This window comes from Novosphingobium sp. SG707 (assembly GCF_012275515.1).
Classification (GTDB): Bacteria; Pseudomonadota; Alphaproteobacteria; order Sphingomonadales; family Sphingomonadaceae; genus Novosphingobium.
The window spans coordinates 534,446-546,829 of sequence record NZ_JAAZQL010000003.1 but is presented as its reverse complement, the minus strand read 5'-3'; the positions used below and the strand labels follow the sequence as shown (position 1 = coordinate 546,829).

General features: G+C 63.8%; 13 protein-coding genes. 8 read left to right on the top strand and 5 right to left on the bottom strand.

Going from position 1 to position 12,384, the window contains the following annotated elements; genetic code table 11:
* Positions 1–142 precede the first annotated feature (142 nt).
* Together thiS and FHW92_RS11315 are read right to left on the bottom strand one after the other, a co-directional pair.
* On the bottom strand, positions 143–1,132 hold the full coding sequence (gene thiS, locus FHW92_RS11320) for a sulfur carrier protein ThiS (protein WP_168603345.1): 990 nt from the start codon (positions 1,130–1,132) through the stop codon (positions 143–145).
* 18 nt (positions 1,133–1,150) lie between these two features.
* Positions 1,151–1,525 carry a MerC domain-containing protein gene (locus FHW92_RS11315; protein WP_168603344.1) on the bottom strand — a complete coding sequence of 125 codons (375 nt, stop codon included), beginning with the start codon at positions 1,523–1,525 and terminating at the stop codon, positions 1,151–1,153.
* A 172-nt stretch (positions 1,526–1,697) separates the two neighbouring features.
* On the opposite strand from FHW92_RS11315, the gene FHW92_RS11310 reads away from it, so the two are divergent.
* The 4 genes from FHW92_RS11310 (at position 1,698) to rpsI (ending at position 4,145) form a co-directional block, all read left to right on the top strand.
* A complete protein-coding gene (locus tag FHW92_RS11310) occupies positions 1,698–2,726 on the top strand; it encodes a COX15/CtaA family protein (protein ID WP_168603343.1) in 1,029 nt (342 codons plus the stop codon).
* Positions 2,723–3,046, top strand: coding sequence for a divalent-cation tolerance protein CutA (cutA, locus tag FHW92_RS11305; RefSeq protein ID WP_349237674.1), 324 nt, complete (start codon positions 2,723–2,725; stop codon positions 3,044–3,046). Before FHW92_RS11310 ends, cutA begins: the two co-directional genes overlap by 4 nt.
* Before the next feature lie 137 nt (positions 3,047–3,183).
* The gene (gene rplM, locus FHW92_RS11300) at positions 3,184–3,663 is read left to right on the top strand and encodes a 50S ribosomal protein L13 (RefSeq protein ID WP_168603342.1); all 480 of its coding nucleotides are present in this window, start codon (positions 3,184–3,186) and stop codon (positions 3,661–3,663) included.
* The gene (gene rpsI / locus FHW92_RS11295) at positions 3,663–4,145 is read left to right on the top strand and encodes a 30S ribosomal protein S9 (protein ID WP_168603341.1); all 483 of its coding nucleotides are present in this window, start codon (positions 3,663–3,665) and stop codon (positions 4,143–4,145) included. The genes rplM and rpsI overlap by 1 nt, the downstream gene beginning before the upstream one ends.
* A 60-nt stretch (positions 4,146–4,205) precedes the next feature.
* Here rpsI and FHW92_RS11290 read toward each other — a convergent pair whose 3' ends face one another.
* On the bottom strand, positions 4,206–4,991 hold the full coding sequence (locus tag FHW92_RS11290; RefSeq protein ID WP_168603340.1) for a 3'(2'),5'-bisphosphate nucleotidase CysQ: 786 nt from the start codon (positions 4,989–4,991) through the stop codon (positions 4,206–4,208).
* Between the two features lie 131 nt (positions 4,992–5,122).
* Here FHW92_RS11290 and sucC point away from each other — a divergent pair, with 131 nt between their 5' ends.
* Together sucC and FHW92_RS11280 are read left to right on the top strand one after the other, a co-directional pair.
* Positions 5,123–6,322 (top strand): ADP-forming succinate--CoA ligase subunit beta, encoded by a 1,200-nt coding sequence (sucC, locus tag FHW92_RS11285; RefSeq protein ID WP_168603339.1) that lies wholly within the window; start codon positions 5,123–5,125, stop codon positions 6,320–6,322.
* 145 nt (positions 6,323–6,467) lie between these two features.
* Positions 6,468–8,243, top strand: coding sequence for a sensor domain-containing diguanylate cyclase (locus FHW92_RS11280; RefSeq protein ID WP_168603338.1), 1,776 nt, complete (start codon positions 6,468–6,470; stop codon positions 8,241–8,243).
* Here the strand turns inward: FHW92_RS11280 and FHW92_RS11275 are convergent.
* On the bottom strand, positions 8,240–8,653 hold the full coding sequence (locus tag FHW92_RS11275) for a helix-turn-helix domain-containing protein (RefSeq protein WP_168603337.1): 414 nt from the start codon (positions 8,651–8,653) through the stop codon (positions 8,240–8,242). The two genes, FHW92_RS11280 and FHW92_RS11275, sit on opposite strands and share 4 nt — an antisense overlap.
* Before the next feature lie 55 nt (positions 8,654–8,708).
* Between FHW92_RS11275 and FHW92_RS11270 the strand changes: the two genes are divergently transcribed.
* Positions 8,709–9,317, top strand: coding sequence for an NAD(P)-dependent oxidoreductase (locus FHW92_RS11270; protein WP_168603336.1), 609 nt, complete (start codon positions 8,709–8,711; stop codon positions 9,315–9,317).
* Positions 9,318–9,327: 10 nt separating this feature from the next.
* On the opposite strand, the gene FHW92_RS11265 is transcribed toward FHW92_RS11270, so the two are convergent.
* Positions 9,328–10,728 (bottom strand): helix-turn-helix transcriptional regulator, encoded by a 1,401-nt coding sequence (locus FHW92_RS11265; protein WP_168603335.1) that lies wholly within the window; start codon positions 10,726–10,728, stop codon positions 9,328–9,330.
* A 116-nt stretch (positions 10,729–10,844) separates the two neighbouring features.
* Between FHW92_RS11265 and FHW92_RS11260 the strand changes: the two genes are divergently transcribed.
* Positions 10,845–12,371 carry an acyl-CoA carboxylase subunit beta gene (locus FHW92_RS11260; RefSeq protein WP_168603334.1) on the top strand — a complete coding sequence of 509 codons (1,527 nt, stop codon included), beginning with the start codon at positions 10,845–10,847 and terminating at the stop codon, positions 12,369–12,371.
* The last annotated feature ends 13 nt before the right edge of the window (positions 12,372–12,384 follow it).

Below are 12,384 nucleotides of genomic sequence, written 5' to 3'. Positions count from 1 at the left end.
GATCCCTCGGCCCGGACGATTCCCGGCCTCAGGTTCAAATTGCGCTCAAGGTCTTGAAAAGACGTTAACCATCTTAAAGAAAGTCATAGGGGGCGCCCATTAGCGCCCCCGCCCTATTTGTTTAGAGAATGCCGATGTCGCCTTAGATCATGCCAGCCAGCGGGCTGGAGGGATCGGCATATTTGCGCGTGGCCATACGCCCGGCAAGATAAGCGTCGCGCCCGGCCTCGACGGCCAGACGCATCGCGCGGGCCATGCGGATGGGGTCGCGGGCCTCGGCAATGGCGGTGTTCATCAACACGCCGTCCACGCCCAGCTCCATCGCCACGGCCGCATCCGAAGCGGTGCCCACGCCAGCATCGACCAGCACCGGCACTTTGGCGCCCTCGACGATGAGGCGGATCGTCACCTTGTTCTGAATGCCAAGCCCAGAGCCGATCGGCGCGCCCAAAGGCATCACCGCCACGGCGCCCGCTTCTTCCAACTGCTTGGCAGCGATCGGATCATCGACGCAATAGACCATCGGCAGGAAGCCTTCCTGGGCCAGCACCTCGGTCGCCTTCAGGGTTTCGCGCATGTCGGGGTAAAGCGTGCGCGCCTCGCCCAGCACCTCCAGCTTGACCAGATCCCAGCCGCCAGCCTCACGCGCCAGACGCAAAGTGCGGATCGCATCCTCGGCGGTAAAGCAGCCTGCGGTGTTGGGCAGGTAAGTAACCTTTTTGGGGTCGATGAAGTCGGTCAGCATGGGCGCCTTGGGGTCCGACACGTTAACGCGGCGCACCGCCACGGTGACGATTTCCGCGCCCGATGCCTCCAGCGCGGCGGCGTTCTGGGCAAAATCCTTGTACTTGCCGGTGCCGACAATCAGGCGCGACCGGAAAGTGCGACCCGCAACGGTCCAAGTGTCATCTGCACTCACGTCACCACCTCCCACAAAATGCACGATCTCCAGCACATCGCCATCGGCCAGCGCCACATCGGCCAGCGTGCTGCGCGGGACGATGATCGCATTGCGCTCCACCGCCACCTTCGCCGGATTAAGGCCGATATCGGCCACAAGGTCGGCCACGCTGGCGCCATGGGCAATCCGGCGCGGCTCGCCATTCACTGTCAGGGAGATCGTTTCGCTCATGCCTCGCGCTATTGCGCGTCAGGCCGCGTGGCGCAAGTTCCGGATGTGGGCAAAAGCGAGAAGAATGACGCCCGGAATGGTCATCGCCATTTCCGGCAGGCCATGCGGCACGGCCAGCCCCATCGCCATCAGCACCAGTCCGACGCAGCCCATGATCAGCGGTTCGCGCCGCCCATGCCGCGCCAGACCAAAGCCCAGCCCCAGCGCGCCGATCGCAATCGCGGCCGCCAGACCATATTCATGCACCCGCGGATCAAGCAGCAACCCGCCGCCAATCCCCAGCAGGCCCACCAGCACGACGCCCGACACGCAATGGATCAGGCACAGCGCCGAAAGCGCAACGCCAAGGCGATCAAGCCGGGCACGAATCAGGGCAAGGGTGGGGGCGAACATGGGGCTTCCGATATGTGATAATGTATCATGTGGCAAGCGTTTCTGTCTTTTCAAGCCCGGCCATTTTTTTAAATCCTGCCCCGGCAGGCCCTTGCGATAAAATGTCATTCATTGGATCAAGGCCCCCGCCCCCGCCCATCGCGGGCATGGCCCGGAATGCAGGATCAAAGGAATGAAACAAACGTCCAACGCCCGTCCCTTGCTGGTGGCGCGCTGGCTTTGGGCCGTGGCCGCGCTGGTGGCGGGCATTGTCGTGGTGGGAGGCATCACGCGCCTGACCGAATCGGGCGTCTCGATCACCGAATGGAAGCCGGTCAGCGGCGCCCTGCCCCCGTTGACGCAGGCCGCATGGGAGGCCGAATTCGCCAAATATCGTGCCACCCCGCAATATATATTGATCAACGGCCCGGCGGGCATGACGCTGGCCACCTATAAGATGATCTTCTTCTGGGAATGGGTGCACCGGCTGCTGGCACGCGGGATCGGGCTGGTCTTTGCGCTGCCGCTGGTGATCTTCTGGGTCCGGCGCCAGATTCCCTCGGGCTATCACCTGCGGCTGGTGGCGCTGTTGGCGCTGGGCGGGTTGCAGGGGGCGGTCGGCTGGTGGATGGTCAAATCGGGCATTGCCCATGATGTGAAGGTCAGCCACCTGCGTCTTGCCACCCATCTGGGCGTGGCACTGTTTACGCTGGCCGGGCTGGTGTGGACGGCGCTCGACCTGCAGGCGCTGGCGCGCGGGCAGAAGCGCAGCCGGTTGACAGGTCTGGGAGCGCTGGCGGGGCTGGTGCTGGCGGTACAGCTGATCTGGGGGGCGTTCACCGCAGGCCTGCGCGCGGGTCATGTCACCGATGAATGGCCGCTGATGAACGGCCATATCTGGCCCGGCCCGACCCAGACCGGCGAGACTTTCCTGCAGGCCGTCACCGGCGATCCGGCGATTGTCCATTTCCTGCACCGCTGGTGGGCGTGGGTGGTGGTCGGCGTGCTGGTGGTGCTGGCGCGGGCGCTGAAACAGCGCGGGCGGCGTGAGCCCTCGATCGCCATTCACAGCGCTTTTGGCACCCAGATCCTGCTGGGCATCGCCACGGTGATGAGCGGCGTGTCGATCCCCCTGGCGGTGGCGCATCAACTGGTGGGCGCGCTGCTGGTGGTGGCCACGGTCTGGGGTATGCACGCGCTGGGCAGCGAGCGCTGGTCGTGAGCGTACCTGTTCCTGTACTGATCTGGTGTCCCTTTCCCGATGCGCAGAGCGCAAAGGCAGTCTCGCGCGCGCTGGTCGAGGGGGGCCTTGCGGCCTGCGCCAATATCCTGCCTGCGATGGAATCGGTCTATGCATGGCAGGGCGCGGTGCATGAAGGGGCCGAGGTCGGGGTGCTCTTTAAGACCAATGCCGATCTGCGCGAAAGGTGCATCGAGCGCCTGCGGGGCCTGCATCCTTATGAGGAGCCGGCGATTCTGGGCTGGGAATGCACGCTTTCGCTGCCCGCGACCATGGCCTGGCTGGGCGCGCTGAAAGGGTGAAAAACAAGCGGTATTATTTTACCGTACCCTGAAAAGCCCAGAATGCTTGACTCTTGGGGCCATTTGCAACATTAGCGCCGCCACACCCCCCGCCGCGACCGCGTGGCGGGGTCGTCATTTATACGGGAACCAAAGCCATGAAGGCTCTCACCAAGGTCACCCGGTCGGTCAAGCCGGCTGAGGTGGAAAAGAAGTGGCATCTGATCGATGCCGAAGGTCTGGTGCTCGGCCGTCTTGCCGTCATCATCGCCAACACGCTGCGCGGCAAGCACAAGCCCACCTTTACGCCCCACGTTGACACCGGCGATCATGTTGTCGTCATCAACGCCGACAAGGTGCGTCTGACCGGCAACAAGCTGAAGAACAAGGTGTACTACAAGCACACCGGTTATGCCGGCGGCATCAAGGAAGTGACCGCTGCCAAGGTTCTGGAAGGCCGCTTCCCCGAGCGCGTGATCGAGAAGGCTGTGGAACGCATGATTCCGCGCGGTCCTCTGGGCCGTCAGCAGATGCGTGCCCTGCACCTCTACGCTGGTGCCGAGCACCCGCACGCCGGCACCCAGCCTCAGCCGCTGGACGTCGCTGCCCTGAACCGCAAGAACAAGGTTGGTGCGTAATGTCTGAAGAATTCTCCGCTCTGGCCGAAATCGGCACCGCCGCTCCGGTTGCCGCTGCTCCTGCCGCTCCGCTTCGCGCTCGCGAAGTTGACGCTCAGGGCCGTTCGTATGCCACCGGTCGTCGTAAGGACGCCGTGGCCCGCGTGTGGATCAAGCCCGGCACCGGCAAGATCACCGTCAACGGTCGCGATCAGGAAACCTACTTCGCCCGTCCGACCCTGCGTCTCGTGATCAACCAGCCCTTCGGCGTGGCTGACCGTTCGGGCCAGTATGACGTGGTCTGCACCGTCAAGGGTGGCGGTCTCTCGGGTCAGGCCGGCGCTGTGAAGCACGGTATCGCCCAGGCTCTGGCCAAGTTCGAGCCCGCCCTGCGCGGCGCCGTCAAGGCTGCAGGCTTCCTGACCCGCGACCCGCGCGTCGTCGAACGTAAGAAGTACGGCCGCGCCAAGGCTCGCCGCAGCTTCCAGTTCTCGAAGCGTTAATCGTTTCAGGAATGGCGAAAAGGGGCGGTCCGGCAACGGGCCGCCTTTTTTCATGGGCGCTTACGGCCGCTGCGAGAGCAGACGCGCGCGCTCGGCCAAACGCTCGATGAGATCGGCATGGATCGCGGGCGCCGAGACCGCCACGCCGAACACGCGCGGATCCAGCTTGTTGTAATTGAGCTTGCCCCCCTGCGCGTCGCTGATCGCCGCGCCCGCCTCGCGCGCGATCAGGGCGGCGGCGGCAATATCCCACTCATAGCCCCAGCGCAGTGTTGCCACCAGATCGGCCCGGTCGGCGGCCACCATGGCAATGCGCAGGGCGATGGAATTGGGCTGATCCACCATTGCCATATCGGCATCCTCGGCGGAAAGATTGCGTGTGGGAACGCGCGCGCCCGACAATTGCCCCCGCGTCGAGGCGGAAAGCCGCGCGCCATTGCAAAAGGCGCCGTGCCCGGCCTCGGCCTGCCAGAATTCATTGCGCGCGGGGGCGTGCAGCATCGCCAGCAGAGGCCGGTGGTTGCTGACCAGCGCCACCGAAATCGCCCAGCCGGTGCGCCCCCGGATGAAATCGCGCGTCCCGTCGATGGGATCGACCAGCCAGACCAGTTCGCCCTCGCGCTGATTCGGCGCATCGATGGTTTCTTCCGACAGCCAGCCCGCGCTGGGCAGCAGGTCATGCAATTGCGTACGCAGAAAGGCATCGACCGCCAGATCGGCGCTCGACACGGGGCTTCCGTCCGATTTTCCAAAAATTTCCAGCGATTTGTTATCGCCCGGCCATTGTTCCATGGCGATCTGCCCGGCCCGGCGGACAATGGCTTCGAGACGCGCGCGATCAAGCATCGGCGGCCCGTCGATAGGAAAGTTTGCAATTAAGAATGATTAGCACATCTTTCCCTTCCCATCGCCCATCACCTGTGCTTAGCCCGCCGCCGACCAAAGGGCCATCAGGCCTGCAATAGCGAGAAGCACCGATGAACGTCCATGAGTATCAGGGCAAGGAACTGCTGGCCAAGTTCGGCGTTGCCATTCCGGCGGGCTATCCGGCCCTGTCCGTTGAAGAAGCCGTTGCAGGCGCCAAGCAACTGCCCGGGCCGCTCTATGTTGTGAAGTCGCAGATCCACGCCGGTGGCCGCGGCAAGGGCAAGTTCAAGGAACTGCCCGCCGACGCCAAGGGCGGCGTCCGTCTGGCCAAGAGCCTCGAAGAAGTCGAATCGCACGCCAAGGAAATGCTCGGCAACACGCTGGTGACCGTGCAGACCGGCGAAGCGGGCAAGCAGGTCAACCGCCTGTATGTCACCGACGGCGTTGACATCGCCAAGGAATATTACATCTCGCTGCTGGTCGATCGCGCCACCGGCCGCGTCGCCTTCATCGTGTCGACCGAAGGCGGCATGGACATCGAAGCCGTCGCCCATGACACGCCCGAAAAGATCACCACGGTCACCATCGACCCGGCCACCGGCTTCCAGCCGCACCACGGCCGCTCGATCGCCTTCGCGCTCAAGCTGAAGGGCGACACCAACAAGCAGGCGCAGGTTCTGGCCAAGCAGCTGTTCGACGCTTTCGTGTCGCTCGACTGCTCGATGCTCGAAATCAACCCGCTGGTTGAAGACGTGAACGGCAACCTGCTGGTGCTCGACACCAAGATGAGCTTCGATTCGAACGCGCTGTTCCGTCACCCCGACGTGTTCGCGATGCGCGACGAAACCGAAGAAGATCCGGCCGAAATCGAAGCCAGCAAGTATGACCTGGCCTACATCAAGCTCGACGGCAACATCGGCTGCATGGTGAACGGCGCGGGCCTGGCCATGGCGACGATGGACATCATCAAGCTCAACGGCGCCTTCCCGGCCAACTTCCTCGACGTGGGTGGCGGCGCCACCACCGAGAAGGTGACGGCGGCCTTCAAGATCATTCTGTCGGACCCGGCGGTCGAAGGCATTCTGGTCAACATCTTTGGCGGCATCATGAAGTGCGACGTCATTGCCGCGGGCATCATCGCCGCAGCCAAGGACGTCAACCTGTCGGTTCCGCTGGTGGTTCGCCTCGAAGGCACCAACGTCGAACTGGGCAAGGAACTGCTCAACAATTCGGGCCTGCCCATCGTGGCGGCCAACGATCTGGGCGACGCTGCCAAGAAGATCGTCGCGGAAGTCAACAAGGCCAAGTAAGCCTTTTTCGATTTCCGGGAAAATGGCCCCGTGGCGCATCGGCGCTGCGGGGCCTTTTGCATGGGCGGCCTGCGGGCGCCGCTTGCGCAAAAGGATCGTGCGAGCGGCGAGGCTTTCTTAAACTTTTGCATGGCAGTGTGCGTCCATGAGTGCTCGAGTCCGCGCCTTGCTCCTGCAATATTTCGGGCAAAGCCTGTTGCTGTGCCCGATCTATTTCGCCAGCGCGCTGCTCGCCCTGCAGCTGACGCGCTTCAATGGCGGGGTGGCGATTGTCTGGCCGGCGAGCGCGGTGCTGTTCTCGGCATTGGCGGCGATGCCGCATCGGCGCTGGGCCATGGCGCTGCTGCTGTGCTTTCCGGCGGGGGCTCTGGCGATTGCGCTGCGCGGGTTTGGCGGGGCCTATACGCTGCCGCTGACGCTGGCGGGATTGTTCGAGGCATGGCTGGCCGCCAGTCTGCTGCGCCATCTTTCTCCGCGTTTTACCCGGTTTGAATCGATCCGCGATGTGGTCAGTTTCCTGCTGGTCGCCGGGGTGATTGCGCCTGCCGCCTCAGCCTTTATCGGCGCGTGGGCGGCCCATGGCGCCACAGGCATCCCCTTTTTCAACGCATGGCGCGACTGGTTCGGCGCCCATGCGCTCAGCCTCGTCACCTTTGCCCCGCCGATCTTTCTGGTGCTGCGCCGCCGCCGTCTGGATGCGGCCAAATTCCGCCGCGAACGCCTGGGCGAAGCGCTGGTTCTGATGGGCGCGGTATCGCTGGCCACGCTGGCCACGTTTGGGCAAAACCGGATTCCGCTGGTGGTTGTGCCGCTGGTGCCGATGGTGGCGGCCACGTTCCGGCTGGGGCGGATCGGGGCGGTGGCCTCGCTGCTGGTCCTGATCTGCGGCGGGTTGATCGGCACGATGACGGGCCATGGGCCCACGATGCTGCTGCATCTCGATATGCCGACCAAGCTGCTGGTGCTGCAGATCTATTTTGCCTGCGTGGTGCTGATCCTGCTGCCGGTGGCGGCCGAGCTGGAATCGCGCCGCCGCCTGATGCAGAACCTGCGCGATGCCGAAGCCCTGCACCGACTGATCGTCGAGCGGACCGGCGATGTCATCATGCGAGTCAATCTGGATGGCACCTTGCGCTCGGTATCGGAGGAAGGAGCCCGGCTATGGGGCTATCAGGCCGAGGAACTGGTGGGCCGCTCGGCTTATGACCTGGTCCATCCCGAGGACGAGCAGGCCGTGTTCGACGCCCGCTTTCAGGCGCTGTGCGAGCCGGAGGGCACCGTGGCGGTCGAATGCCGGGTCATGCGCAAGGATGGTGGATCAACCTGGGTGGAAAGCCATATGTGCGCCACGCTGGACCGGCGCGGGGTGCCCAACGGCACGGTGTCGATCATCCGCGACAATTCGGCGCGGCGGCGGCTGATCGAAAATCTGGCGCATGAGGCCAATACCGATCCGTTGACCGGGCTTGGCAACCGGCGCGCCTTTGACCGCGCCATGGCCCGCGACAGAGAGGCGGGCGGAAGCGGTTGTCTGGCCCTGTTCGACCTGGATCATTTCAAGCGGATCAATGACGTCTATGGCCATGCCACGGGCGACCGCATCCTGACGATGTTTGCCACCTTGCTGTGCGGGACAGTGCGCGCGGGCGATGTGGTGGCGCGGCTGGGGGGCGAGGAATTCGGCGTGCTGCTGCGCGATGTCTCGCTGGAGCAGGCAGGGCTGATCTGCGAAAGGGTGCGCACCCGTCTGGCCGAGAGCGAGGGGCGCTCGATTCTGGGCGAAGTGGTGCGGGTGACGGTCAGCGTCGGCCTGACCCCGCTGAACGCCGACATGCCGCCCGAGGAGGCTTTTCGGCAGGCCGATGCCGCGCTCTATCGCGCCAAAGGGGCCGGGCGCAACCAGATGGCCATCGCGGCCTAATCGGCCATGCGCAGGTCATAGGCCACCTGCGCCTGCGCCACCGCGCCCATCCGCGTTTCGGCCCAATCGATCAGCCATTGCAGCGCACTCAGCAATTCGCGCCCCAGCGGGGTGATCGCATAGGTCACGCTGACCGGCACAGTGGGTTCGACATGGCGGGTGATCAGCCCGTCGCGCTCCAGCGTGCGCAGGGTTTGCGCCAGCATCTTTTGCGAGATGCCGTCGACCCGGCGTTTGAGAGCGCTGAAGCGCATCTCCCCCTCGCCCAACATGCCGAGCAGCAGGATGCTCCATTTATCGCCCACCCGGTCCAGCAATTGCCGGGTGGGGCAATTGCGCGCGAAAACATCGCCCCGTTTCGAGGTGGTTACGTGCGGGTAAGCTGGTGAAAGAAAAGTGCTCTCTTGCATGATGCGTTTCCATAGCACACCTGGTTTCCATTAGAAACCTGATGGAGCATCAAAAATGAAAGTTGCAGTGTTGGGCGCCAGCGGCCGCGCAGGATCGGAAATCACCAGGGAACTGGCCGCGCGCGGGCATCAGGTGGTGGCCATCGCCCGCAAGCCTGAAGCGATCCCCGCAGCCGACGACGTAAGCGCGGTGCAGGGTGATGCTTCGGACCCGGCGGCTCTGGCCGGATTGATCGCGGGCGTCGATGCGGTGATCAGCGCGCTGCATTTCGATGTCCCGGCGCAGACGCTGCTGTCCGCCCTGCGTCAGGCGGGCGTGGGCCGTCTGCTGGTGACGGGCGGCGCGGCCAGCCTCAAGCTGCCCTCGGGCGAGCGCCTGATCGACGGCCCGGACTTCCCCGAGGCGTGGAAGGGCGCGGCCATGGGCGGAATCACCTTCCTCGACGATCTGCGCGCCGTAACCGACATTGACTGGACCTTCTTCTCGCCCGCCGCCTTCATTTTCGAAGGGCCGCGCCTTGGCACCTATCGCGGCGGCAAGGACGATCTGGTGGTGGACGAGGCGGGCGAAAGCAAGATCAGCTTTGCCGACTATGCCATCGCCATGGTCGACGAGCTGGAGGCCCATAAGCACCCGCACGCACGTTTTACGGCCGCCTACTAATTGGCGCCTATTAATCCAGAATGCGATAGGGGATGAAGCCGCGTTGGTTCGTGGTGATGTCGATGGCCTTGTCATTGGGCGGATAGGCGCGCTGTTGGCAATCGTGGCGCGAACAGATGCGGCAGGAAATGCCGATCCGCGCCACCGCCTCCTCGCATTCCAGATTGAGCGTGTCGGCATAGATGAACTCGCTGGCCAGCGTGACTTCACACCCCAGCACCACCGCATAACGGCGCGGCGGGCGGAAATAGGCGTCCGAGGGTTTGACCAGCCCCTTGGCAAGGAACACAAAGCGCCGCCCCTCGGGCATCTCGGCCACTTGCAGATGGATACGGTCGGGGATCGCCACCGCCTCATGCGCGATCCACAGCGGACAGGCGCCGCCGAAACGGGCGAACTGCAGACCATTGGCCGCGTGGCGCTTGGTGATATTGCCCGCCATATCGATGCGGCAAAAAGCGATCGGCACGCCGCGCTGGTGCGGCCTTTGCAGGTTGGACAGGCGGTGGCAGGTCTGTTCAAAACTGGTGCCAAAAATCTGGCGCAAGCCGTCAATGTCATGGCGCAGCCGCCGCGCCGCATCGCGAAACGGGCGATAGGGCATCAACAGCGCCCCCGCCGCATAATTGGTCAGCCCCACCGAAAGCAGATTGCGCGCGGTTTGCGTTCGCATCCCGCCCTTTTCCACCGTCTCGGCAATTTCCTGCGCCAGCGCGATGGCGCAAAGCTGATAGGCCAGTTGGAAGCGCAGGCTCTCATGGGGCTGGCCCGCATCCAGCGTCAGTTCGCGGCGGGCCTCGTCATAGCGGCGGATCGGCGCGCCGGGCAGATGGCGCAGGGTGATGCCCCGCCGCTCGAACCATGCGGTCAATTGCGCGGTGTCGGGCGTGGGCAAATGGCGCGAGAGGGCGCCTGCCATGGCCTCGGCGCTGGAGTCGATGAGATGGACGTAATTGTCGGCCAGATGGAACCAGTCGCGCACCTCCTCCCACGGCAGGCGGCCACCCGACACGCTGTCGGCCCCCAAGGCTTCATCCATCGCGGCCAGACGCTGCGAATCGCGTTTGTGCAGGCGGTAGAGATGGGCGAATTGCTCGGCAAATTGGGGAAACTGGTCGGCCACGCGCTCGATCTGATCGGCGGGCAAATCGCCCAGCAACGGATCAGCGGAGGCCTCCAGCAATTCGGTGACGATGGGCTCGACCGGGGTTTCGGCCATGTCGGCCCAATCCACCGGGAAGATTTCGCGCACCCTTTCGGCCAGCGCCAAGGTCATCGGCCGCGTATCATTTTCCAATTGCGAGAGATAGGGCGTGCTGATCCCCAGCCTTTGCGCCAGCGCGCCCTGTTTCAGGCCATGGTCCTCGCGCAGGGCTTTAAGGAATCGCCCCGCATAGAGCCGCCTTTTCATGATGTCCTCTCGCTAATTTTTGCAAATTCTTCCTTTGCAAATTTGCAACATTACTGTGGACGGGTCAAGATGAATGGCGCATCGCGGCCTCAAGTGGTTTTGCAAGAGGATACCCGATGAGCGCGAATGTGGCGGAGATGGAGCGGCGGCGGGCAGCGGCCCGGATGGGCGGCGGCCAGAAGCGGATCGATGCCCAACATGCCAAGGGCAAGCTGACCGCGCGTGAACGCCTCAAGGTTCTGCTCGACGAGGGCAGCTTTGAAGAAGTCGACATGTATGTCGAACACAATTGCGTCGATTTCGGCATGCCCGACAACACGATCCCCGGCGACGGCGTGGTTACGGGCAGCGGCACGATCAACGGCCGCCTCGTCTTCGTGTTTTCGCAGGATTTCACCGTGTTTGGCGGGGCGGTTTCCGAACGCCATGCGATGAAGATCTGCAAGATCATGGATATGGCGATGAAGGTGGGTGCGCCTGTCATCGGCCTTAACGATTCGGGCGGCGCGCGCATTCAGGAAGGCGTGGCCTCGCTTGGCGGCTATGCCGAGATTTTCCAGCGCAATGTGCTGGCCTCGGGGGTTGTGCCCCAGCTCAGCCTCATCATGGGCCCTTGCGCGGGCGGCGCGGTTTACTCGCCCGCCATGACCGACTTCATCTTCATGGTGAAGGACAGCTCCTATATGTTCGTCACCGGCCCCGATGTGGTCAAAACCGTGACGAATGAAGTGGTTACGCAGGAAGAGCTGGGCGGCGCGATCACGCACAGCACCAAGACCAGCGTGGCCGATCTGGCGCTGGAAAATGATATCGAGGCGCTGCTGACGGCGCGCGAATTCTTCGACTTCCTGCCGCTGTCGAACAAGGAAGAAGTGCCCGAGCGCCCCAATGCCGACCCGTGGGACCGCATCGAGGACAGTCTCGACACGGTGATCCCGGCCAGCGCGACCCAGCCTTATGATATGAAGGAAGTGATCCGCAAGACGCTGGACGAAGGCGATTTCTTTGAAATCCAGCCGGGCCATGCGGGCAATATCATCTGCGGTTTTGGCCGGATCGAGGGCAAGACGGTGGGCGTGGTCGCCAATCAGCCCTTGGTGCTTGCCGGGGTGCTGGACATCAATTCGTCGAAGAAGGCGGCGCGTTTCGTGCGCTTCTGCGATGCGTTCAACATCCCGATCCTGACCTTTGTGGACGTTCCCGGCTTCCTGCCCGGCACCGCGCAGGAGCACAACGGCATCATCAAGCATGGCGCCAAGCTGCTCTTCGCCTATGCCGAGGCGACCGTGCCCAAGATCACCATCATCACCCGCAAGGCCTATGGCGGGGCCTATGACGTGATGGCGTCGAAGCATCTGCGCGGCGATCTCAATTACGCATGGCCCACCGCCGAAATCGCGGTGATGGGCGCCAAGGGCGCGGTGGAAATCATCTTCCGCGGGTTGCCCGCCGAGGCGCAGGCCGAAAAGGTCAAGGAATATGAGGACCGCTTCGCCAACCCGTTTGTGGCGGCGTCCAAGGGCTTCATCGACGAGGTGATCCACCCCCATTCCACCCGCCGCCGGATCGCTCTGGGCCTGCGCAAATTGCGCAACAAGGCGCTGGAGAACCCCTGGAAGAAGCACGACAATATTCCGCTCTAAGCGGGGAGGATGC

Excerpts from the sequence above, each read along its gene's own strand:
- FHW92_RS11275 (WP_168603337.1), bottom strand. The coding sequence starts at position 8,653 with ATGCAAGAGAGCACTTTTCTTTCACCAGCTTACCCGCACGTAACCACC.
- rpsI (WP_168603341.1), top strand. The coding sequence starts at position 3,663 with ATGTCTGAAGAATTCTCCGCTCTGGCCGAAATCGGCACCGCCGCTCCG.
- FHW92_RS11310 (WP_168603343.1), top strand. The coding sequence starts at position 1,698 with ATGAAACAAACGTCCAACGCCCGTCCCTTGCTGGTGGCGCGCTGGCTT.
- FHW92_RS11260 (WP_168603334.1), top strand. The coding sequence starts at position 10,845 with ATGAGCGCGAATGTGGCGGAGATGGAGCGGCGGCGGGCAGCGGCCCGG.
- sucC (WP_168603339.1), top strand. The coding sequence starts at position 5,123 with ATGAACGTCCATGAGTATCAGGGCAAGGAACTGCTGGCCAAGTTCGGC.
- FHW92_RS11315 (WP_168603344.1), bottom strand. The coding sequence starts at position 1,525 with ATGTTCGCCCCCACCCTTGCCCTGATTCGTGCCCGGCTTGATCGCCTT.
- thiS (WP_168603345.1), bottom strand. The coding sequence starts at position 1,132 with ATGAGCGAAACGATCTCCCTGACAGTGAATGGCGAGCCGCGCCGGATT.
- FHW92_RS11265 (WP_168603335.1), bottom strand. The coding sequence starts at position 10,728 with ATGAAAAGGCGGCTCTATGCGGGGCGATTCCTTAAAGCCCTGCGCGAG.
- rplM (WP_168603342.1), top strand. The coding sequence starts at position 3,184 with ATGAAGGCTCTCACCAAGGTCACCCGGTCGGTCAAGCCGGCTGAGGTG.
- FHW92_RS11270 (WP_168603336.1), top strand. The coding sequence starts at position 8,709 with ATGAAAGTTGCAGTGTTGGGCGCCAGCGGCCGCGCAGGATCGGAAATC.
- FHW92_RS11290 (WP_168603340.1), bottom strand. The coding sequence starts at position 4,991 with ATGCTTGATCGCGCGCGTCTCGAAGCCATTGTCCGCCGGGCCGGGCAG.
- FHW92_RS11280 (WP_168603338.1), top strand. The coding sequence starts at position 6,468 with ATGAGTGCTCGAGTCCGCGCCTTGCTCCTGCAATATTTCGGGCAAAGC.